20 protein-coding genes, 1 pseudogene and 1 riboswitch are annotated in these 21,442 nt (G+C 62.8%); of the genes and pseudogenes, 5 read left to right on the forward strand and 16 right to left on the reverse strand.

All coding sequences use genetic code 11. The features are described 5' to 3' along the window. Positions 1-199: 199 nt before the first annotated feature. Complete coding sequence (locus tag C3Y91_RS10910) at positions 200-478, reverse strand: acyl carrier protein (protein WP_003540486.1); 279 nt, start codon at positions 476-478, stop codon at positions 200-202. Between the two features lie 421 nt (positions 479-899). On the opposite strand from C3Y91_RS10910, the gene C3Y91_RS10915 reads away from it, so the two are divergent. After that, positions 900-1,622 (forward strand): Crp/Fnr family transcriptional regulator, encoded by a 723-nt coding sequence (locus C3Y91_RS10915; protein ID WP_024322088.1) that lies wholly within the window; start codon positions 900-902, stop codon positions 1,620-1,622. A gap of 44 nt (positions 1,623-1,666) precedes the next feature. Here the strand turns inward: C3Y91_RS10915 and C3Y91_RS10920 are convergent, their stop codons facing one another. The 8 genes from C3Y91_RS10920 to C3Y91_RS10955 all read right to left on the reverse strand — a co-directional run bounded on the left by C3Y91_RS10920 (position 1,667) and on the right by C3Y91_RS10955 (position 8,366). After that, a complete protein-coding gene (locus tag C3Y91_RS10920; protein ID WP_032989312.1) occupies positions 1,667-2,095 on the reverse strand; it encodes a L,D-transpeptidase in 429 nt (142 codons plus the stop codon). A 149-nt stretch (positions 2,096-2,244) separates the two neighbouring features. Beyond that, on the reverse strand, positions 2,245-2,445 hold the full coding sequence (locus C3Y91_RS10925; RefSeq protein ID WP_018074603.1) for an ECs_2282 family putative zinc-binding protein: 201 nt from the start codon (positions 2,443-2,445) through the stop codon (positions 2,245-2,247). Between the two features lie 89 nt (positions 2,446-2,534). Further along, positions 2,535-3,515 (reverse strand): adenosylcobinamide-phosphate synthase CbiB, encoded by a 981-nt coding sequence (cbiB, locus tag C3Y91_RS10930; protein ID WP_024322090.1) that lies wholly within the window; start codon positions 3,513-3,515, stop codon positions 2,535-2,537. Further along, on the reverse strand, positions 3,512-4,597 hold the full coding sequence (locus C3Y91_RS10935; RefSeq protein ID WP_168575289.1) for a threonine-phosphate decarboxylase: 1,086 nt from the start codon (positions 4,595-4,597) through the stop codon (positions 3,512-3,514). The genes cbiB and C3Y91_RS10935 overlap by 4 nt, the downstream gene beginning before the upstream one ends. Then, the gene (locus C3Y91_RS10940) at positions 4,594-5,901 is read right to left on the reverse strand and encodes a cobyrinic acid a,c-diamide synthase CobB (protein WP_024322092.1); all 1,308 of its coding nucleotides are present in this window, start codon (positions 5,899-5,901) and stop codon (positions 4,594-4,596) included. The genes C3Y91_RS10935 and C3Y91_RS10940 overlap by 4 nt, the downstream gene beginning before the upstream one ends. Continuing rightward, positions 5,898-6,737, reverse strand: coding sequence for a uroporphyrinogen-III C-methyltransferase (cobA, locus tag C3Y91_RS10945; RefSeq protein ID WP_024322093.1), 840 nt, complete (start codon positions 6,735-6,737; stop codon positions 5,898-5,900). Before cobA ends, C3Y91_RS10940 begins: the two co-directional genes overlap by 4 nt. 185 nt (positions 6,738-6,922) lie before the next feature. After that, complete coding sequence (locus C3Y91_RS10950) at positions 6,923-7,876, reverse strand: nucleoside hydrolase (RefSeq protein WP_024322094.1); 954 nt, start codon at positions 7,874-7,876, stop codon at positions 6,923-6,925. A 70-nt stretch (positions 7,877-7,946) separates the two neighbouring features. Continuing rightward, positions 7,947-8,366 carry a cobalamin biosynthesis protein gene (locus C3Y91_RS10955; protein ID WP_024322095.1) on the reverse strand — a complete coding sequence of 140 codons (420 nt, stop codon included), beginning with the start codon at positions 8,364-8,366 and terminating at the stop codon, positions 7,947-7,949. A gap of 25 nt (positions 8,367-8,391) precedes the next feature. Here C3Y91_RS10955 and C3Y91_RS10960 point away from each other — a divergent pair. From C3Y91_RS10960 to C3Y91_RS10970, 3 genes and pseudogenes are all read left to right on the forward strand, one after another. Further along, positions 8,392-9,239, forward strand: a pseudogene (locus C3Y91_RS10960) (TSUP family transporter). A gap of 75 nt (positions 9,240-9,314) precedes the next feature. Beyond that, positions 9,315-9,728 (forward strand): nuclear transport factor 2 family protein, encoded by a 414-nt coding sequence (locus C3Y91_RS10965; RefSeq protein WP_172643712.1) that lies wholly within the window; start codon positions 9,315-9,317, stop codon positions 9,726-9,728. Further along, on the forward strand, positions 9,728-10,522 hold the full coding sequence (locus tag C3Y91_RS10970; protein WP_018074596.1) for a helix-turn-helix domain-containing protein: 795 nt from the start codon (positions 9,728-9,730) through the stop codon (positions 10,520-10,522). Before C3Y91_RS10965 ends, C3Y91_RS10970 begins: the two co-directional genes overlap by 1 nt. Before the next feature lie 5 nt (positions 10,523-10,527). Here the strand turns inward: C3Y91_RS10970 and cobO are convergent, their stop codons facing one another. Genes cobO through cobU form a run of 4 tightly spaced genes read right to left on the reverse strand, consistent with a single transcriptional unit; the run spans position 10,528 to position 16,558 of the window. After that, positions 10,528-11,178 (reverse strand): cob(I)yrinic acid a,c-diamide adenosyltransferase, encoded by a 651-nt coding sequence (gene cobO / locus C3Y91_RS10975; protein ID WP_024322097.1) that lies wholly within the window; start codon positions 11,176-11,178, stop codon positions 10,528-10,530. Further along, the gene (gene cobN, locus C3Y91_RS10980) at positions 11,175-14,975 is read right to left on the reverse strand and encodes a cobaltochelatase subunit CobN (protein ID WP_168575290.1); all 3,801 of its coding nucleotides are present in this window, start codon (positions 14,973-14,975) and stop codon (positions 11,175-11,177) included. Before cobN ends, cobO begins: the two co-directional genes overlap by 4 nt. Before the next feature lie 4 nt (positions 14,976-14,979). Beyond that, on the reverse strand, positions 14,980-16,029 hold the full coding sequence (gene cobW, locus C3Y91_RS10985) for a cobalamin biosynthesis protein CobW (RefSeq protein WP_130664721.1): 1,050 nt from the start codon (positions 16,027-16,029) through the stop codon (positions 14,980-14,982). A gap of 4 nt (positions 16,030-16,033) precedes the next feature. Continuing rightward, entirely contained in the window at positions 16,034-16,558 is a 525-nt protein-coding gene (gene cobU / locus C3Y91_RS10990) for a bifunctional adenosylcobinamide kinase/adenosylcobinamide-phosphate guanylyltransferase (protein ID WP_168575291.1), read from the reverse strand. 331 nt (positions 16,559-16,889) lie between these two features. After that, positions 16,890-17,285: riboswitch (cobalamin riboswitch) on the reverse strand. Between the two features lie 253 nt (positions 17,286-17,538). Here cobU and C3Y91_RS10995 point away from each other — a divergent pair. Next, positions 17,539-19,329, forward strand: coding sequence for a chloride channel protein (locus C3Y91_RS10995; RefSeq protein WP_018074591.1), 1,791 nt, complete (start codon positions 17,539-17,541; stop codon positions 19,327-19,329). Between the two features lie 29 nt (positions 19,330-19,358). Here the strand turns inward: C3Y91_RS10995 and C3Y91_RS11000 are convergent, their stop codons facing one another. The 3 genes from C3Y91_RS11000 to C3Y91_RS11010 all read right to left on the reverse strand — a co-directional run bounded on the left by C3Y91_RS11000 (position 19,359) and on the right by C3Y91_RS11010 (position 21,423). Then, on the reverse strand, positions 19,359-20,567 hold the full coding sequence (locus C3Y91_RS11000) for an adenylate/guanylate cyclase domain-containing protein (protein ID WP_318030350.1): 1,209 nt from the start codon (positions 20,565-20,567) through the stop codon (positions 19,359-19,361). 169 nt (positions 20,568-20,736) lie between these two features. Beyond that, complete coding sequence (locus tag C3Y91_RS11005) at positions 20,737-20,958, reverse strand: DUF1127 domain-containing protein (RefSeq protein WP_130664722.1); 222 nt, start codon at positions 20,956-20,958, stop codon at positions 20,737-20,739. 189 nt (positions 20,959-21,147) lie between these two features. Next, positions 21,148-21,423: a DUF4242 domain-containing protein gene (locus C3Y91_RS11010; RefSeq protein ID WP_018074588.1), complete on the reverse strand. Its 276-nt coding sequence runs from the start codon at positions 21,421-21,423 to the stop codon at positions 21,148-21,150. Positions 21,424-21,442 lie beyond the last annotated feature (19 nt).

The following is a 21,442-nucleotide window of genomic DNA, read 5'->3' on the forward strand; positions in this document are numbered from 1 at the left end:
CGACAGGCCAGATCCGCCCGCCGGTGACGCCCAAAGCGCGCAGCATGGAACCTGCTTAGCACTTTAGGTCTTTGTTTTTATGCATGCCGTCGTCCCAAAACCGCTGCACACTTTTGGGCGGCATGCACTAGTTAGGAACAAAACCGCCCGGCCGCCATATTCAGGGCGGCAGGGCGTTCAAAAAAGACGGTTATGTCGCTCAGGCCTTGGCTGCTTTGAGCTCGTCGATCTTGGCGCAGAGGTTCTTCAGCACGAAATATTCTTCGGTGGAAACCTTGCCTTCGTTGACTTCCTGCGTCCACTTTTCGAGCGGGATCTTGATGCCGAATTCCTTGTCGATCGCAAAGACGATGTCGAGGAAATCAAGGCTGTCGATACCGAGGTCGTCGATCGTATGGCTCTCCGGCGTGATCGTCGCGCGGTCGATCTCGCTGGTCTCTGCAATAATGTCGGCAACTTTATCGAATGTAGCGGTCACGCGCTGTACCTCATGAAATGACGATTTAAACCCCCTCATAGGCAAATCCATTTCAAAAGCCAATGCTTTCGTCCCGGCACGATGGCAATTTGCCGATCGGGTGTTGCTTAAACAGCAATGGAATGCCCGCCTTTGCGGTCATCCGAACAGGCGTCGAGGCGGAAGGCGAGGCCTCTGTGGAAGGCCCGCCGCGCCGGCAGATCGGAGAAGCCGTCCGAATCAAACCCATGGATGGCCCTCGCACCGGGGCAAGCGCGGTTCCCGACAAAACCCACGGGCGGGCATGCTTTGATCTAGATCAAACAGCGATTCCGACGAAATTGATAATCCTCAAGCGGCGCTGGGGCATGCGCGGGCATGCTGTCCATGCCGAACGCGCCAGTCGTGCCAGCCACACGAGGATTTCAAAAGGGATCAGGACATGGATGTTGCCCGCAGTGAGCTTTTCGAGACCGGCACTCCCGTCGCTTGCGCTTCCTGCCAGGCGCGGCACGGCGTCGTCTGCGGCGCCCTGTCGAGCGGTCAATTGAGAGAGCTCAACCGCCACTCTCTGCGCCGCAAGATCGAGGCCGGCTGCGAGATCATCGCCCAAGGGTCGGAAAGCTCTTTCTATTCGAACATCATGCGCGGGGTGGTGAAGCTCTGCAAAGTGATGCAGGACGGGCGCCAGCAGATCGTCGGCCTGCAATTCGCCCCCGATTTCGTCGGCAGACCCTTCATCCGTGAAAGCTCGCTGTCGGCTGAGGCTGCGACCGATGCCGAAATCTGCGTCTTTCCCCGCAACCTGCTCGACCGAATGATATCTGAGACGCCGGAGCTGCAGCGCAGCCTGCACGATCAGGCGCTAAAGGAGCTGGACGCCGCGCGCGAATGGATGCTGACCCTCGGCCGGCGCACCGCAGGCGAGAAAGTCGCAAGCCTGCTTTACCTGATCGCTACACACGCCGAACCGCAGACAGCCACGAGCACCGCGTTCGACCTGCCGCTGTCCCGCGCCGAGATCGCCGATTTTCTCGGGATGACGATCGAAACCGTCAGCCGCCAGATGACCAGGCTGCGCAAGAGCGGCGTCATTCGCATCGAGAACTTCCGACATATCATCGTGCCCGACATGGATGAGCTGGAGCGGATGATCAGCGCATAGAACGGGATCATCTCCCGACATCGGGGTCAGGCGCTGATCCGGGATCAGCGCGTAATGACCACGCGGGTATTGGCAAGCCCGGCCTGCCGCGCCAGCGAGAAGAACTCGGCTGCATTGTTGGGATGCAGGCGCACGCAACCATGCGAGGCCGGCGTGCCCAGGCGCTTCAGGTCGAAAGTGGCGTGAACGGCGTAACCGCCGTTGAAGAACACCGCAAACGGCATCGGCGCATTGTCGTATGTGCGTGAGCGATGATCGCGCGACAGCCACTTGGCGCTCCACGAACCCGTCGGCGTGACATAGCCGTTGCGCGCGGTCGAAACCTTCCAGCGATACTTGACGAAGCCGTTCTCGGAAACGGTCATCATCTGCTTGCCGATGCTGATATTGGCGACCAGCGTCGCTGCCTGAGCGGCAACGGGAGAAAACTGCAGCAATAAACTTGCGGCCGCAGCCGCCAAAATCGTCTTCATCATAACCCCTCTTCGAACTCGCGCAGCTTAATTGCGCCCTCACGAAAGAGAGACTACGGCAATACTTATTATATTGCTTTAATCCGAATGGTAATCACAATTTTAACGAGCCAAGCGGGAACTGGCGCCGGAAGATAGCGGCACCTGCCTCACTGGAGTTTGCGCGCCGCCGAAGGCTTCTTGAGCCCTTGGTAGGCCTTGTTCATCTTCTCGCGGATCGAGGCCATCGTGCCGAGATTATGCCCGCAGGCCGCACAAGTGATGATGTCGGTCTCCCGGATCTCGGGCCGCTCGAACTTCATCTTGGTGCTCTTGCACTTCGGGCACGGTAATTCAACCTGAACTGTCATCGCTCTGCTTCCGGTCTGATGGAGATATGAGGCGGTCGGAATAAACGTTTGAGCCTGGCCTGTCCACTGGGGGCATGCACGCAACGATCCTACAGAAAACACAAAAACAGCCCGAAGGTGATGCCGGCGAGTACCATGCAACTGGCGTAGAATACCGATACGCCGTCCTCGATGTCGCCCGAGGTCGCCACGTCGCGGCCGGTGTCGTTGATCATCGGTTCGCGCACGATGACGCCGCCATAGATGCGCGGCCCGGCGAGCTGGACGTTCAGCGCGCCCGCCATGGCCGCCTCCGGCCGGCCGGAATTCGGCGAGCGGTGCAAGGCCCCGTCGCGCATCGCCACGCGGATCGCCTCACGGCCGGCGCTTGTTCCCCGCCGGATCCAGGCGCCGGCGGCAATCAGCAGGATGGAGAGGCGCGCGGCCGGCCAGTTGGCGACATCGTCGAGTCGGGCGGCAGCCCAGCCGAAGTCGATGTATTTTTCCGACTTATGGCCGATCATCGAATCCGCCGTGTTCAGCATCTTGTAGGCGAAGAGCCCCGGCAGGCCGAAGACGGCATACCAGAGCGCCGGCGCGACGACGCCGTCGGAGAAATTCTCGGCGAGGCTTTCGATCGCCGCGCGGCAGACTGCCGGCTCGTCCAGCGTCTCGGGATCGCGCCCGACGATGCGGGAGACGGCGGCCCGCCCGCCGGTAAGCCCCTCGTCGCGTAGGGCAAGGGCAACGGCCGCGACGTGATCGGCAAGGCTTTTCTGCGCCAGGAAGATCGCCACCAGCCCGGTCTCCAGCAAGATGCCGACAGGGCCGAACAGCGCGAAGAACCGGTTGAACACGAAGCCTGCGGCCACCGTCAAAAGAAGCAGCGCCAGGATGGCGGCGATACCGTTCATTCGGCGTTGCGAGCCCGTGAGGCTTGCTGGGTTGAGCTGCCGGTCGGCATAGGAGATCGCCGCGCCGAAGACGACGACGGGATGCGGCATCCGCGACCACAGCCATTGCGGATCGCCGGCGATCCGGTCGAGCAGCAGCGCCAGAAGCAGTACGAGAAGGTTTTCGTCGATCGTCATCGCTCAAATCTCTGAAGGGCTTCGCCAAGCCACCTGTCTGCCGCCGGATCGGGCGTCAGCCCGAAACGCAGCCAATTCGGCGCATACTCGAACTTGCGGACGAGAATATGGTGGCGGCAGAGATGCATGTAGATGTCGCCGGCTCTCGCATCGGTGACAAGGGTGAAGAGTGCCGTTCCTCCAGCCATCCGCAACCCCGCGCCCTTCAACACTGCATGCAGGCCGGTGCAACGTTCATTGATGCGGCTACGGATAGCCGAAACGTCCGATCGCAGCAGCGAACCTGAAATCGAAAGGGCCGGTCCGGAGACCGCCCAAGGTCCGAGCCAGTCTTCGAAACGCGCGAGAATATCGCCGCGCGCAATCGCAAAACCGAGCCGGAGGCCGGCAAGTCCAAAGAACTTGCCAAAGGAGCGGAAGATGATGAGGTTGGAAAGCTGCGGCACACGTGATGCAAGGCTGAGCGCTGGATCGGTATCACCGAAGGCTTCATCGACGACGAGAAGCCCGCCTGCTGCCTTCATCCTGTCGTGCAGGGCAATCAGTGTTTCGGCCGGCCATGCCAGTCCGTCAGGATTGTTCGGATTGACGACGACAGCCAGCCTATGCTCGATCCCGATCGAGGCAATATTGTCGACCGCATCGACGGTAAAACCGGCCGAGGTGAAGGCGCGCGCATACTCGCCATAGGTCGGCGTTACCACGGCAACCCTGTCGTCCGTCACGGCGATCCTATCGTCCGTCACGGCAACCTTGTTGTCCGTCACATCGACTCGCTCGTCCGTGACGCCAACCAGCCTACCCGCCGCGACCAGACGTGGCAGAAGCTGGATCACCGATTGTGTGCCGGGCACTGGTAGCGGCAGAATCTCGCCGCTGCCGTAGTGGTCGCGCGCCGCGCGCCTTGCCTCATCGACGAGGTGCCCGTCCGGCAGGCGGTGCCAGGCTCGCGCCGGAATCTCAGGCAGCGCGACGGGGCACGGATTGATGCCTGTGGAAAGATCGAGCCAGTCTTCCGGCCTGCCGCCGAAGACGGCGGCAGCGGCGGTGATGCCGCCGCCATGGGCGATCGGTGCGCTCATACGGAGGCTCCGGCCAGATCGATCAGATGCATGTAGGAGCCCGCCACCTGCTCGCGCCGCAGCCCGGCCATGCCGAGATCGGTTCCGAGCGCGTCCTGTACCTGAAACAGCCGCTTGCCCTCGCCCTCTGAGACGACGCTGGAATAGTGGAATTCATGCGCCGTCATCATCCGCGCGAAGAAGGCGCCGTCGAGCGGCACAACACGGCGATAGCCGAGATGGCGTTTCCGCTCGGCATAGGTGGTGACGACGGGCAGCAGGCCGAGCATTTCGTGGCGATGCCCCTTCGCATCGATCAGGCCCTCGCCAAGCACCATGTAGCCGCCGCACTCGCCATAGATCCGGATGTCGCGGCCTGCCGCATCGAGCATGCCGGCGCGGAAATTCTGCGCCTCTGCAAGCCGTCCGGCATGCAGCTCGGGATAACCGCCGGGCAGATAGATCGCATCGGCATCCAAAGCCGGCGCCTCGTCGGCGAGCGGCGAGAAAAAGGAGATCGCAGCACCCCGGCGGCGCCAGCCGAGCAGCATATGCTCGTAGGAAAAGGCAAAAGCAACATCGCGCGCCACGGCGATGCGTGCGCCCAGCGGCGGCAACCGGTCAATATTGGCGGCCGATGGCCGGTTGAGCCCCTGCTTTGCAATGCGCAGCAGGAACTCGAAATTGCATTCCTCGGAGACCGCATCCGCCGCATGGTCGATGAAGGCGTCGAGCGTGGCATGTTCGCCGGCCTGGACCAGCCCGAGATGGCGCTCCGGCAGCGAAAGCCCTTTGTCGTTGCCGATGACGGCGATGACGGGCATGCGGATAGCCTCCAGCGCCTGTCGCAGCATCGCTTCGTGGCGGTCGCTGCCGACCTTGTTGAGAATGACGCCTGCAACGCGGACATCGGCGCGGAAGCCGGCAAACCCGGTAACCAGCGGCGCCACCGACTGCGACATGCGCGAGGCGTCGACGACCAACACCACCGAAAGCCCGAGCTGGGCGGCAAGATCGGCCGCCGTGCCCCGCCCGTCGGCTGCTCCGTCGAAAAGCCCCATCATCGCCTCGATGACGAGAATGCGGTCGCCGGAGCGGTGAAGGGCGGCATTGGCCGAGATCAATTCCCCACGCATCGCCCAGGGATCGAAATTCAGGCAGAGCGTGCCGCTCGCCGCCGCATGGAAGGCGGGATCGATATAGTCAGGGCCGGCCTTGCCGGGCGCGACCGCGATGCCGCGCCGGCGAAGCGCTCGGAGCAGCCCGAGCGTTACCGTCGTCTTGCCGGCACCGGAGGAAGGGGCTGCAATCAGGAGGCCGCTCATGCCCGCACCTTGCCGGACCGGCGGAATGGATCGGGTTGCAGGCGCCGCCCCGCCAGCGCACCAAGCCAGTCGAGCGAGGCTCGGAGCCGGACCACCTCACCGACGACGACCACCGCCGGCGGCTCCAGCCCGGAGGCGGCAACGGCCCCGGGCGCATCGGCGAGTGTCGTTTCTAACACCTGCTGCCGGCCAGTGGCAGCATTGCAGACGAAGGCGACGGGCTCCGACGGCAGCCGGCCTGCGGCGATGAGATTGGCGCTGATCTCGCCGATATGCTTCATCGCCATGTACATGACGATAACGGGCGAGCCCTGGCCAATCGCCTCCCAGTTGATCCGGTCAGGCACGATGCCGGAGGAATCATGGCCGGTGAGGAAGGTCACGGCATGGTTGATGTCGCGATGCGTCACCGGGATGCCGGCATAGGCGAGCCCGCCGATGCCGGCGGTGATGCCGGGCACGATGCGGAAGGGGATGTTGTACTCGACCAGCGTCAGCGCCTCTTCGCCGCCACGCCCGAAGACGAAGGGATCGCCACCCTTCAGCCGCAGCACCTTTTTACCGGCACGCGCCAGCTCCACCAGTCGCAGCGAAATGTCGCGCTGTTTCGCCGAAGGCTTGCCGCCGCGTTTGCCGGCATATTCCACCAGCGTTTCCGGTCGCGCCAGCGCCAGGCATTCCTCGTTGACCAGCGCGTCGTGGACGATGACGTCGGCCTCGGAAAGCCCCTTGGCGGCAAGCAGCGTCAAAAGGCCGGGATCGCCAGGACCGGCGCCGACGAGCCAGACGTTGCCCGGCTCCAGCGCCGGAAGATGGGAGAATGCGGCATCGATCATTCTGCTGATCTAGGCCCCGCAAAGGGCAAGGTCAACGCCGCGCCCATCACCTCACTTGAAGTTGCTGAGATTGATATGACTCACTTTGCGAAGAGGCGGATTCGAATTCTCGAAGAACCTGCACAACAATATGAATATATTATCATATATCGAAAGCCGGCGCGATGCGTCGGCTCTCCCATCCCTCAGGCTGCAAGCAGCGTGTTGCGGATCAGGTCGAGGACCTTCTCCGATTCAATACCGGTGCAGACGACCTGGCTCGGCAGGCCGTCCCAAGCGCCGTCAGGCGGAAAACGCCGGGCGTCCGGCCTGACGATCGTCTGACCGTCAGCGATGCCGCCGCATACGACGCGCACCGCACCCGATATCGACGAGAACAGCTCCGGCACCACGACATAGACGCAGGCGCAACTGTCATGCACCATCATGCCGTCTTCAACCGCGTGCTTGTAGAAATCGATGTAGGACTGCGAGAGTGCGTCGAGCTGCTTGACCGCCCTGTCACCCCTGGCCGCCATCTCGCCGAGATAGCTGCGGCTCATCGTGGTGATCGCGGTGACGTCGAGGCCGATGATGGCGACCTTCCAAGGCGCGGTCATGACGATGTCGGCAGCTTCGGGATCACCGTGGATATTGGCCTCGGCGACCGGCGAGACATTGCCCGGCACATAGAAATTGCCGCCCATGATGACGACGTCCTTGGCAAGCGTCGCAATCTCGGGATCTTCCTTCAGCGCCAGCGCCAGGTTGGTCATTCGGCCAACGGCGACGAGTCGCACTTCGCCCGGATGGGCGCGCACCGTGTCAATTATAAAGCGATGCGCCGGGCGCGGATCGAGCGGCAGGTCGATCGTCTCGGGCACGTCGATATCACCGAGGCCGTTCTCGCCATGCACCATGGCCGGCCATGGCCGCTCCGCGCGCGCGGAATCGATGGTGACGCTGGCGCCTTTGGAAACGGGTGCCGGAATATTCCATTCGCGCTTGAGGAAGAGCGCATTGCGCGTCGTCGTCTCGACCGAGGCGTTGCCGAAAACCGTGGTGATGCCGAGAAGGTCGATTTCGGGATGACGATGCAGGAAGAGAAGCGCCATGGCGTCGTCGACGCCAGGGTCAGTGTCATAGATGACCTTGTGCATGAGATATCCTCTAGATGTGAACCGTGAAGCAGCCGGACGGCGCCGCGAATTGGCGCCACCATAACGTCCACTAGGCTTTCTGCAACCCGCTACGGGCAACTGCCGCCGTCGCATGTGCAGATTTGATCTTGGCGACAGCAAGCTCGGCATCCGGCCCCGCAGCCGCCAGCGCAGCTGCCTCGGAGACCCCATGGCAGCCGACGCGGGCAAAGACGATCGCCGAGGGATTCGCGAGCCGCGGCGTCTCCTCCTCCAGCCGCAGTGCGCCGAAAAATACGGCAGGCACGGAAAAATGCGCGGCAACGGCAAGGATCGCCGGCTCCAGTCTTCGGCTGTCGATCGAGGCAATGGCTGTGAGTTCCGCCGCGCCGATAGCGGCTGCGTCGAGCGCCTCGATCGCAAGCGCCAGCACCTCGGCAGGCGGCGTCCCGCGCTCGCAGCCGAGGCCGAGGACGTGGCGCCTCGCCGTATCGAAAGAGATATCGCTCATGGAAACCGTCAAATACGCCCTGCCCATGTCTTTGCAGACATTGCAGCTTGGGGCGGCAAATGCAACAAGGCCGTCCGAAATCCCTGCCCGGAATACCACCTTGCCCGATATCGCCTTCCATCTGCTTCTGCTGCTCTGCGCAGCGGCTTTCTTTGCCGGGTTCGTCGATTCCATTGCCGGCGGCGGCGGCCCCATCACCGTCCCCGTCATGCTGATCGCGGGCATTCCGCCGCTCCAGACCCTCGGCACCAACAAGGTGCAGTCCCTCTTCGGCGCGGCCTCGGCCACGATCGCCTATACCCGCAAGGGCCATGTGCAGCTTGCGGAACAATTGCCGATGGCGCTGATGGCTGTCATGGGCGGTTCGCTCGGCGCGGCACTCGCCACGATCGTTCCAGGCCAGGTGCTGCAGGCCATCATGCCGGTGCTGCTGGTGACGATCGCCATCTTCTTCGCCGTCAAGCCGAACCTCAACGACCTCGACACCCACCGCCGCATGCCCCCTTTATCTTCGGCCTGACGCTGGTGCCTGTCATCGGCTTCTATGACGGCGTCTTCGGCCCCGGCACGGGCTCCTTCTTCATGCTGGCCTTCGTCACGCTCGCCGGCTTCGGCATACTGAAGGCGACGGCCCACACCAAGCTTCTCAATCTCGGCTCGAATTTCGGCGCGCTGATCGTCTTCGCAAGCTTCGGCGCGATACTCTGGAAGATCGGCCTGTTGATGGGTGCTTGCCAGTTCCTCGGCGCACAGCTGGGCTCGCGGCTGGCCATGCGCATCGGCGCAAAGCTCATCAAGCCGCTGCTCGTGATCGTCTGCGTCGCCCTTGCGGTAAAGCTGCTCGCCGACCCTGTAAATCCGCTGCGTGTCTAGCTCGGCGTCTGACACGACCCCTCGACCATCTTCCATTACCTCTGGCGTAATTGATAAGGTGCATCGCCTTCTCGCATGATCGGACTGCCTGGAACTGATGGGCGATCAAAAGGAGATGACCCGATGAACGACGCAAACACCAACGCAGAGCGCTATCTCGCCATCTGGAATGAGACGGACGCCGCTCGCCGTCGCTCTCTCATTGCCGAGAGCTGGAGCAAAGCCGCGACCTATATCGACCCACTGATGCGCGGCGAAGGCCATGAGCAGATCAATTCGCTGGTCGAGGCGGTGCAAAGCCGCTTCCCCGGCTTCCGCTTCGCCCTCATCGGGACGGCCGACTGCTACGGCGACAACCTGCGCTTCTCCTGGGGCCTCGGCCCGGAAAACGGCGATGCGCTAATCAAGGGCACGGATTTCGCCGAGCTCGAAGGCGGCAAGCTGAAATCCGTCCGCGGTTTCATAGATTTGCTGCCGGAAACCGCCTGATGACGCCGACCGCCCGCTCCCTTGGAGACCATCTGCGCGAATGGCGCCAGCGCCGCCGCATGAGCCAGCTCGACCTCGCGCTGGAGGCGGAGATCTCGCAGCGGCATCTGAGCTTCATCGAGAGCGGGCGCTCGACACCGAGCCGCGATATGCTGCTCCATCTTGCCGAACGGCTCGACGTGCCCCTTCGCGATCGGAACCCGCTGCTGCTCGCGGCGGGTTTCGCTCCTGTTTTTGCCGAACGCGCGCTCGACGATCCCGCACTGGAACCGGCCCGTCGCGCCATCGACATGGTGCTGAAAGGGCACGAGCCCTTCCCAGCAATCGCCGTCGACCGCCATTGGACACTCATCGCGGCCAATGCGGCCATCGCTCCGCTGCTCTCAGCCGTTGCCGACCAGTCTCTGCTCACGCCACCCGTCAACGTACTGCGCCTCAGCCTGCATCCACAAGGATTGGCGCCCCATATCAAAAACCTCTCCGAGTGGCGCGCCCACCTTATCGGCAGGCTGCGCCAACAGTTCTCGGCTTCGGGCGATCCAATGTTGGACAAGCTTTTGAAGGAGTTGCTGTCCTATCCAGCGCCTAAAACTGCTGGCGAGGTCCATACCGACTATGCCGGCATCGCCGTTCCCCTTCAGCTTTCGACCAAGGCCGGCTTGCTTTCCCTGATCTCGACAACGACTGTCTTCGGCACGCCCGTCGAAATCACTTTGTCGGAACTCGCGGTCGAATCCTTCTTCCCGGCGGATGAGGAAACGGCTGCCATCCTGCGCAGCCTCGCGCTCAACTGACCGCCTCAGAACTCCACGCCCGGTTGACCCTTGATGCCGGAGCGGAAGGGGTGTTTGACGAGCTCCATCTCGGTCACCAGATCGGCGATTTCGATCAATTCTTCCTTGGCGTTGCGCCCCGTCAGCACGACATGCGTCATATGGGGCTTCTCGCTCTTCAGGAAGGCGACGACATCGTTGATGTCGAGATAGTCGTAGCGCAGCGCGATATTGATCTCGTCGAGCAACACCATGGAGTTGCGCTCGTCGCGGATCAGCTCCTTGGCCTTTTCCCAGGCCGCCGACGCTGCCGCGACATCGCGGGCGCGGTCCTGCGTCTCCCAGGTGAAGCCCTCGCCCATCGTGTGGAACTGGCAGAGATCGGAGAAATGCTTCTCGATCAGGTCGCGCTCGCCGGTCCACATCGCGCCCTTGATGAACTGCACGACGGCCGACGGCTTGCCGTGGGCGATATGGCGGAAGATCATACCGAAGGCGGCAGACGACTTGCCTTTTCCCTTGCCGGTATGGACGATGATCAAGCCCTTGCCGTCCGTCTTTGTCGCCATGATCTTGTCGCGCGCGGCTTTCTTCTTCGCCATCTTCTCAGCGTGGCGCGCATCGTCCTTGCCAACTCCGCCTTCTGCGATCTCGCTGTCCGGGGTCTCGTCGCTCATTGGGTCACCTCATTTTTATGTCTCGTGGCCAGGTCGAACCGGGCCGAATTGCTGCGCGGCGTCCAGAGGCTGCGGTCGATCGCCTCCAGCAGCCGCTCTCTCATCTCGTCGAATGCCGCCGGGTTCTTCTCGGCCATAAAGCCGGCGACGGCGGGATCGGCGACGAAGGCCTGGTAAACCGCCTCGAAATGATGTTCGCCGACCGCACCCGTCGTTGCTGCGAAGGCAAAGAGATAATCGACGGTGGCGGCGATCTCGGCGGCACCTTTGTAGCCGTGGCGCATGACGCCCGATATCCATTTCGGATTGACGACACGCCCGCGCACGACACGGCCGATCTCCTCCTCCAGCGAGCGGATCACCGGCTTTTCCGGCCTGGAATGGTCGTTGTGATAGATCGAAGGGCGTGCGCCCGCGAGCTGCTCGGCGGCGGCGGCCATGCCGCCCTCGAACTGGTAATAGTTGTCGCTGTCGAGCAGGTCGTGCTCGCGATTGTCCTGGTTCTGAATGACAGCCTGCACCGAGCGCAGCCGCTCCTCGAACAGGCCGCGTTCGGCCCTGCCCTCCTCGCCGGCGCCATAGGCATAACTGCCCCAGACGAGATAGGCCTCGGCAAGATCGGCGCGTCGCTCCCAGCCCTTTTCGTCGATCAGCGCCTGCAGGCCGGCGCCATAGGCACCGGGCTTCGAGCCGAAGACACGGTAGCCCGCGCGCCGTGCCGCCGTCTTTTCGTCGAGACCCGCAGCCGCAAGCCGCGCCGCCTCGCCGCGCATCCGCTCGGCAATCGGATTATCAGCGGCATCCTCTTCCAGCGCGCCGACGGCGCGGATCGCCTTATCGAACAGCCCGATCTGCTCGGGAAAGGCATCGCGGAAGAAGCCGGAAATGCGGAGCGTCACGTCAACGCGCGGCCGCCCGAGCATCGCCGGCGGAATGATCTCGTAGCCGGTGACGCGGCGCGAACTCATGTCCCAGAGCGGCTTGACGCCGATCAGCGCCAGCGCCTGGGCGATATCGTCGCCGCCGGTCCGCATGTTTGACGTGCCCCAGGCCGTCAGCCCGAAGGAAACAGGCCACTCGCCGTGATCCTGCACATAGCGGCGCACCAGCAGCTCCGCGGATTTCTTGCCGAGTTCGTAGGCGGCCGGCGTCGGCACGGCGCGGCTGTCGACTGAATAGAAATTGCGGCCCGTCGGCAGCACATCGGGCCGCCCGCGCGTCGGCGCGCCGGAGGGTCCGGGCGCCACGAACCGGCCGTCGAGCCCTTTGAGCAAACCTTCGATCTCGGCCGGGCCGCAGGCAAGGATGGAGGGCTTGAGGCGGATCTCGATCTCGGAGAGCACCACCCGTGTCGCCTTCCAGTCCTCGGGGCATTTGCGCTCGCCGGAAACGAACTTCGCCGAGAGTAGTTCGATGCGCTCGACAGTGTCTCCGTTGGTTCGCCATGGGGCATCTAGAACATCTGCGAGGATATCAGGACGCGGACCGGTCCAAACGGCAGCCATGTCTGTGTCGAGAGGGTCGAAGGAGGAGGCACCCCGCACGCCGCCGCCCAATCCCGCATCCGCCGCGATCGCCCGCTGCAAACTCGCATCACCGCCCTCGCCAAGCCCGCGCGGCACCCGCGCCAGCGCCACGGTCAGGTCCGTCAAGAGCCGCCCCTCGGGCGACAGGCCGAACACATGCAGCCCATCGCGGATCTGCATTTCCTTGAGGTCGCAGAGATAGGCGTCGAGCTTCTTCAGCGCCTCGCCTTCGCTTTCGCCCTTGGCGATACCGGCATCCCGGTCGAGACCGATATCGGTCACGAGATCGAGAATCTGGCGGCTGAGCAGGCGGATGCGGCGGGGATCGCCGCCGGACGCCTCGTAATATTCGTCGACCAGCGCCTCCAGATCCTTCAGTGGCCCGTAGCTCTCGGCCCGCGTCAGCGGCGGCGTCAGGTGATCGATGATGACGGCAGCACTGCGGCGCTTGGCCTGCGTGCCCTCGCCTGGATCGTTGACGATGAAGGGATAGAGATGCGGCAGCGGCCCGAGGATCGCCTCGGGATAACAGCTTTCTGACAGCGCCAGCGCCTTGCCGGGCAGCCATTCGAGGTTGCCGTGCTTGCCCATATGGATGACGGCATGGGCGCCGAATTCGCGGCGCAGGAAAGCGTAGAAGGCGAGATAACCGTGCGGCGGCACGAGATCCGGCGAATGGTAGCTCTCTTTCGGATCGATATTGTAGCCGCGTGCCGGCTGGATGCCGACGAGTACCTCGCCGAATCGCGCGAAAGGCAGGGCGAAGACGCCCTCGCGAAAATACGGATCGTCTTCGGGATCGCCCCAGCGGGCTCTCACCTCATCCTGAATCTTATTGGGAAGAGATTCCAGGAAGCTGTTGTACAGACTCAGGGAAAGCGTCTCGCGGATGATCTTTCCATCGGAACCGGAATTGGTCGGCCCTTCCATCAGGTGGCGGATCAGCGCATCGCCGTCGGCGGGAATCTCGGCGACCGGATACCCCGCCGCCCGCATAGCCTTCAGCACCTCGATGGTGCCGGCCGGCGTATCCAAGCCGACGCCATTGCCGAGTCGACCGTCCCGGTTCGGATAATTTGCCATGACGAGCGCGATGCGTCGGTCGCCGGCTGATATCTTCCGCAACCGCGCCCAATTGGCGGCAAGCTCCGCAGTATAACGCACCCGGCCAGCATCCGGTTCGCTGGCGACAATATTGGTCTCGACGGCAGCATCGTAGCGCGCCGCCGTCTTGAAGGAGACCGCCCGCGCCAGCACCCGGCCGTCGACTTCAGGCAATGCCACGTTCATGCCGAGATCGCGCGCCGACAAGCCTTGCGAGGAAGTGAGCCATGCCTCCCTCGACGAAGCCGACAGGATCGCCTGCAGCACAATCGCCTCATTCGCCTCCAGCACCGTCGGCTGCCGGTCCGCACCCGGTGCCGAGACGGCAAAGCCCGTCGTATTGATGACGACATCGGGTTTCAGTGCCGAAAACACGCTTTCGAGAATGCCTGTCGAAACCGGATCCTTGAGGCTATAGGCAAAGACCGGCAGTGGCCGGAGGCCGAGTGTCGTCAGCGCTTCGATGAGAGCTTCGATCGGCGCGGTCTCGCCGCTTTGGACGAGCGCGCGGTAGAAGCTGATGGCGACTGTCGGGGGTTCAAATCCCTCCTCTGCTACCACCCTCTCACCCGAAGGCATCTCTGCAGCAACCCGCCGCCACTCCTCGACCCCGATCAAACCCCGTCCCGGCCACCAAATACCCGCCTTCATCAAAGGCACCGCCGGCGCCGGCTTCTCGGCTCCCGACAGCATCGCCCCGGCATAGTCGAGAAACGCCTGCGCGTTGGCATCGCCGCCCTCGATCAGATAGGCCCAGAGCGCATTGAGGTCGTCGAGCCCGATATTCGAAAAAGGCACCAGCCCCGCATCGGGCCTGGCGTCACCCGGCAGCACTGCGATCAGCGCTCCAGCGCGGGCGGCTGCCGCATGCAGCGCCTCCAGCGCATAGTGGAAATAGCTGGCGCCGCCGAGCGCGCGCACGATGATCAGCTTCGCATGCCGCGCGGTGCGCTCGACATAGGTATCGACCGACATCGGATGCTTCAGACTCAGCAGGCTGGCGAGCCTCAGCGAAGGCGCTGTCCCGCGCTCGCGATGGGCCGCCGCGATCGCGGCAAGCTCGCTGTCGGCCGCCGACAGGAACAGGATGTCGCCCGGCGTCTGCCCGAGGTCGATCGCCTCCTCGCCGTCGCTGATCGTTCCCTGCTGGGCCAGAAGCAGATGCATGGGTCTATGCCAACGCTTCGATCGCCGCCCGCACCGCGCCCTCGTCCATCTCATGCAGACCGATGACGACGAGGCGCGTGGCGCGCTTTTCGCCAAGACCCCAGGCGCGATCGAAATAATGGTCGATGCGGCTGCCGACGGCCTGGAGCTGCAGACGCATCGGCTTGCCCGAGACATCGACGAAACCCTTGAGGCGCAGCACGTCATGGGCTGATATGATCGTCCTCAGCGCCGCGATGAAGCTGGCGGGATCGGCGACCGGGCCGAGTTCGACGACGAAGCTGTCGAATTCGTCATGGTCGTGCGGCGCACCGTCCTCATGCTCCAACTCGTGATGCGACTTGCGATTGGCGACATCGTCCTCCGTGCCGATGCCGAGGCCGAGCAGGATGCCGGCCGACACCTCGCCGTTCCGTGCCTCGATCATGACCGGCTTGCGGACGGTGCGGGAGGCGACCTGGTCACGCACCCTGATAAGGCCGGCAGCATCGATCAGGTCGGTCTTGTTGAGCACGATGAGGTCGGCGCAGGTGAGCTGGTCCTCGAACAGCTCCTCGATCGGGCTTTCGTGATCGAGCGATTCATCCTCGGCGCGGCGCGCATCGACGGCATCATGGTCGTCGGCGAAACGGCCGGCGGCAACGGCAGCGCTGTCGACCACCGTGATGACGCCATCGACGGTCACCTGCGTGCGGATATCGGGCCAGTTGAAAGCGGCGACCAGCGGCTGCGGCAAAGCAAGGCCCGAGGTCTCGATGACGATATGGTCGGGCCGCTGTTCGCGCTCGAGCAGCTTGGTCATCGTCGGAATGAAATCATCGGCGACGGTGCAGCAGATGCAGCCATTGGTCAGCTCGATGATGTCGTCCTCCGTGCAATTCTCCGCACCGCAGCCCTTCAGCACGTCGCCGTCGACGCCGAGATCGCCGAATTCGTTGATGATCAGCGCAATCTTCTTGCCGCCGGCATTGGTGAGCAGGTTGCGGATCATCGTCGTCTTGCCGGCGCCGAGGAAGCCGGTGATGACGGTTGCGGGAATCTTCTGCTGGTTCATGGACTTAATCCTTCATTTTCAGCGACAGGCCTGCCGCGATGAAATAAACTTCGGCGGCCTTCGCCGCGATTGATTGGTGCAGCCGGCCGGCATGATCACGGAAATCCCGCGCCATGCGATTGTCGGGCACGATGCCGAGACCGACCTCATTGGAGACGAAAACGAGCCGCGCCTTCGCGGCGGGCAGGAAATCGGCAAGCGCGGCAAATTCCGCCGCCATGTCGCGCTCCTCCATCATCAGATTGGTGACCCAGAGCGTCAGGCAGTCGATGAGGACGATGCGCCCCTCGCCGTCGATGACGGTAAGCTTGTCGACGAGGTCGAGCGGCTCTTCATGCGTCGTCCAGGACGGGCCGCGGTCGGCCTTGTGTTGGGCGATGCGCATCTGCATCTCCTCGTCCCAAGCGCGGCCGGTCGCGAGATAGTGGCGATCGAGGTCGGTTGCCGTGACGAGGTCTTCGGCGAAACGGGATTTGCCCGAGCGTGCGCCGCCGAGGATGAAGACGGTATTGGAGGGGGCGGCGATCATATGCAAACGGCCTCCGGAAGAAACGCGGCGTCGCCCCACTCTCTTCCCTCATTCCTGTGCTTGTCACAGAAATCCAGCCGCGGCGCGTCCGCGCCGTGGATGACTCTATGCCGCCGTGAAATGTTTCTCCTGTACCCAAGGACTTGGGCACACTGAATTCCTGTGACGAGCACAGGAATGAGGGAGGAGAGGAAAGTGCGTCCCAAACACACCGAGCTAAGAGGCGCCGAAAAGGCACCTCCCCGTCGCGCCGCACCAGGCCGCGCCGAATTCAATCGTTCAGCCAAGACAACCTCCGTGCTGGCAACGGGCATAGTGCCCAGGTGTGGGCTTCTCGCCCGGCCGCATGGCAGGTCTCCTGGCTCGCGGTTATCGGCCGCGATCGGGGCAGACCGGAAACCGGTCGCCCTGATCGTGCCAGCGGATCATCCTCGCCTTCCCGGCTGCATCAGTGAAAAGGTGGACGATTCGTAGATTGAGAGGCGTCCGACCCCGGTTGATCACCATGCATATCCAGTGGCTTTTCCGGCATGTCGCCCGTCCCGCCCGCTTGCATGATTGCAAGCCGCCGGCCGGAAGGGCTTAGTGCCGGATGGAAGACCCTGACCGCTCTACAGTCGCGGGGTCGGCTGTGATGAAGGCGCCCGGCTTGGGTCCGCCCCGTCACATTCCCTTTTCATCCGGAAGGGCGTAACACCGATCCGGAACCATCCGTTATGTCAGGATGGTCAGTCGACCATCCGTTATCGGGATGGTTAGGCAAGCGCAGGGGTGAAGTCAACCGGCCTTGGCGGTCGACCAATTGACGGCCGGCCGGTATGCCTGCTCCAACACGACTTACTCTACCTAAAACATCGTCATTTATCAGAGACTTACGTCACAAATATTTATCCCGCCCGCCGGGTTTTCGCCGCAATTGCGTCGCAAGCGGACTGCGCCTTCGCCCTTGACCGGGCCTCTCCCTGCCTAGTTGTCTTGCCATGCTTATGAAATTGGATCGGCGCCGTTTCCGCGCGCTGCGTGTTTTCTTCGATCCGGGACGCCTGCGGGCGCTGACCCGCCGTAGCGAGGTCGGCCTGTCGCTGGCGGGCGCCGTCGTCGGCATCATCTCGGGTCTCGCCGTCACCGGCATGAGCTACGTCTCCAATGAGCTGCATCAGCTGGTCTTCGGCATCGCCGACAGCGAACGACTGAGCTCGTCCGAGATCGAGAACAAGATGCTGCTGCTCACCGCCCCCGTCATCGGCGGCGCCCTGCTCGGCCTGCTGCTTTTCGTGCTGGCGAAACGGCGCAAGAAGCCGATGGTCGACCCGATCGAGGCCAATGCGCTGCATGGCGGCCGCCTGTCCCTGACCGACAGCATCATCGTTGCCGTGCAGAACCTGATCTCCAACGGTTTCGGCGCCTCGGTCGGCCTGGAGGCCGGCTATACCCAGCTTGCCGCCGGCCTCGCCTCGAAATTCGGCCTGAAGCTGCAGCTTCGCCGCTCGGACCTGCGCACCCTCGTTGGCTGCGGCGCGGCGGGCGCCATCGCCGCCGCCTTTAACGCGCCGCTGACCGGTGCTTTCTATGCCTTCGAGCTGATCATCGGCACCTATACGATCGTCTCGCTGACGCCTGTCGTCGTCTCCGCCCTTGTCTCCACCCTGATCGCAAGGTTACTCGCCGGCAGCGATTTCACCATCGATATCGGCAGCTTTGGCTCGGTCGTGCCGGCCGATTATATCCCGGCGCTGCTGCTCGGTGCTTTCTGCGCCGGCGTCGGCATCCTGATCATGCAGGGCGTCGCCTTTGTCGAAGAACTGGCGCGCAAGAGTTCGATCGCCCCACCCTTCCGCCCGGCACTCGGTGGCATCATCGTCGGGCTCTTGGCGATGATCTCGCCGCAGGTGCTCTCGGCCGGCCACGGCGCGCTGCATCTCAACCTTTCCCGTGAGGTGGCAATCCCGACGCTGATCGGCCTCTTCCTCTTGAAATCCTTCGCCTCGGCGATCTCGATCGGCTCCGGCTTCAGGGGTGGGCTATTCTTCGCCTCGCTGTTCATGGGCGCCCTGCTCGGCAAGCTCTTTGCCTATTGCGGCCCCTATTTCGCCGATGCGACGCTGACGCCCGTCATCTATGCCGTTGTCGGCATGAGTTCGCTTGCCGTGGCCGTCATCGGCGGGCCGCTGACCATGACGTTCCTGGCGCTCGAAATCACCGGCGATTTTCCGATCACGGCGCTGGTGCTCGCTGCCGTCATCACCTCCTCGCTCGTCGTGCGCTCGACCTTCGGCTACTCCTTTGCCACATGGCGCTTTCATCTGCGCGGCGAAAGCATCCGCAGCGCGCATGATGTCGGCTGGATCCGCAATCTGACCGTCGACAAGCTGATGCGCGCCGACGTCAAGACGGCAAGGGCGGGCATCTCTCTGGAGGAATTCAAGCAGGCCTTCCCAATCGGCTCGACCCAGCGCGTCATCCTGGTCGAGGAGAGCGACAAATATGCGGGCCTCGTGCTCGTGCCTGAGATTTACGCCAACCCGACCGATGCGCAGGACGAGGGCAAGACGCTTGCCGATTTCATCCACTACCGCAACGATTTCCTGCAGCCGCAGATGAATGCAAGGCAGGCGGCCGCGATCTTCGACAAGAGCGAAAGCGAAGCACTCGCCGTCGTCAACAACCTCATCGAACGCAAGGTGATCGGCCAACTCAGCGAAAGCTATACGCTGCGCCGCTACAGCGAAGAACTCGACCGCCGCCGCCGTGAGGTCTCAGGTGAGATCTGATCCGTCATCGCGCCGACCGGATCGACGCTTCAGGATACCGCATCGGCGAGCTTGAACACGTTTACCGCTTTCGAAACCCCGCGCAATTCGAAGGATCCCAGACATTCGCTGGCAACGGCAGAGGTCCGCGCGAAGCTTTCCGACATCAGAAGGTGATGACCGAGCGTGCTGCAGAGTTTTTCGAGGCGCGAAGCCTCGTTGACGGCGCTGCCGATAACCGTGAAATCAAGCCTGCCGCGTGCGCCAATATTTCCGTAGAAGACCTCGCCGAGATGCAGCACGACATCGACGCCGATGTCAGGACCTCCATCATTCCTCCGCTGATCATTCAGCACCTTGTTGGCTTCTAGAATATTCCTTGCGGAGGCCAGTGCGGCCATGCAGGCCTTTTGCGGATCTTCAGCATCGGTCGGAAAGATCGCCAGCACGCTATCGCCCATGAACTTGAGGATCTCGCCCGAATTTTCCTCGACATGCCAGCCGATCAGCTCGAAATGTTCATTCAGAAACCCGGCTATTTCGCCCGGCTGATAAACCTCGGTCAACGCCGTGAAGTTTCTCAGGTCCGCAAGCAGGATCGCAGCATTGATCGCCCCTCCCTTTCCCCTCTGAATATCGCCTGCAAGGATGCGTGCACTTGTCTTGGCGCCTGTATAGACGGCAAGGATATCCGATGCGGTTTTCGATGCCGCAATACGATAACAAGCCAGCCCCAGCGCTGGGAAAAGCTTCGCGACGATCGCCAATTGATCATCAGAAAATCCGCCCGGCCTGTCGCTTGTGAGAGACAGACTGACCCCGCGCAGCGCAGCCTCCTTCGGGAACTCCAGCAGGCTGACCAGGTGATCCGTGCCGCCGCCATGCGCGAATTCCGCAAGCTGCGGGTAGTCATCGACACCCTCGCCCTTGGCAATGTTCCATCGACCTGACGTTTCGCCACGGCCCAAAAGAAAATAGATCGGGGTCTTCTCGAAATTCAGCACTCCCGCAGTGCCATATTCGGCATTCTCGATCGTGGTCGCACCGCCGCGCACGAAATTGGCCGAGACACCCCCATACATCGGATGAATAGACGGCATCGAGATGCTTCCTCGCCAAATCGGAAAACCATCCGCGATCAGACGATCGCACAATCCGGCTATTAGCTCGCCAATATGCTCCGCTGTGATTCCTTCTTCTATAAGCCACTGAATATGATTGCTAATATCCGAACCTCCGCATAGGATCGAGAGCCGCAGATAAGCGCCAAGAGTGCAACATCGCGCATCCCATTCATTAGACTGCTTCGCATCGTTATACCACTCCTGGGCGAATGGAAGCGATGCGGAATCTACAGATGACAACGGGGAGCGCCAGCGCTTTTCCTCCACCGTTCGGCTTCACTTCGATATCTGAAGGGCTGCTCGGTTAGCGGAATCTGTTCCAGTCTCCGTCTCGCGAGGCGACGAACGGGATCTCGCCTCTCGACACCGCAATGTCCTTCAGCATGTGGTCCGACAACGCGCCAAGCCGATTTTCCACCGATCGCCGTCGTCGCCACAGCATGAGGTTACGAGCCGGAGAAAACAGCCGCAGCACCGCTTTGCGCAGCCGCAGTTCGAACGCGCCTGACAAGAGCTTCTCGTTCATGATCGTCCCTGTGAAGTCGTGCGCCGATCACAAAAATCGGTGCGCCCTGTGAGCCGGTCGGCGCCTCGTCCGCCGGCCGGCTCCCGCGCCCCAAGCGCAGACCTCGAAATCGAGATCGGTTTGGTGAAAGGGCTATGCGCGGATTGAAAAGCGACAGAGCGTGGTTGGCGCGCCCTATCGAACGCGGCCTTAACGCGCGGCCGAATGAGGGCCGATGAGCGTGGTGATCTCCGTCACGCGGTCCGCCGGAAAACCACCCTTTTCCGCGTGCCGATAGACCGCTTCGGCGCTCTCGGCCTCATGAACACAGTACATCTTGTCCCCGGTCACATAGCTGGTGATCCAGGTATAGGGTTCGCCGAGGGAGGCCACGACGGCGTTGGATTTCGCCGAGATCTCGCGCAGGGTTTCCTTGTCCATGTCCCCAAGACCTGGAATGTTTCGTTCGACAACGAATTGCGGCATTGTTTTATCCTTTCATGAT

Source organism: Rhizobium ruizarguesonis, assembly GCF_012349115.1.
In the GTDB taxonomy this organism is placed as follows: domain Bacteria; phylum Pseudomonadota; class Alphaproteobacteria; order Rhizobiales; family Rhizobiaceae; genus Rhizobium; species Rhizobium ruizarguesonis.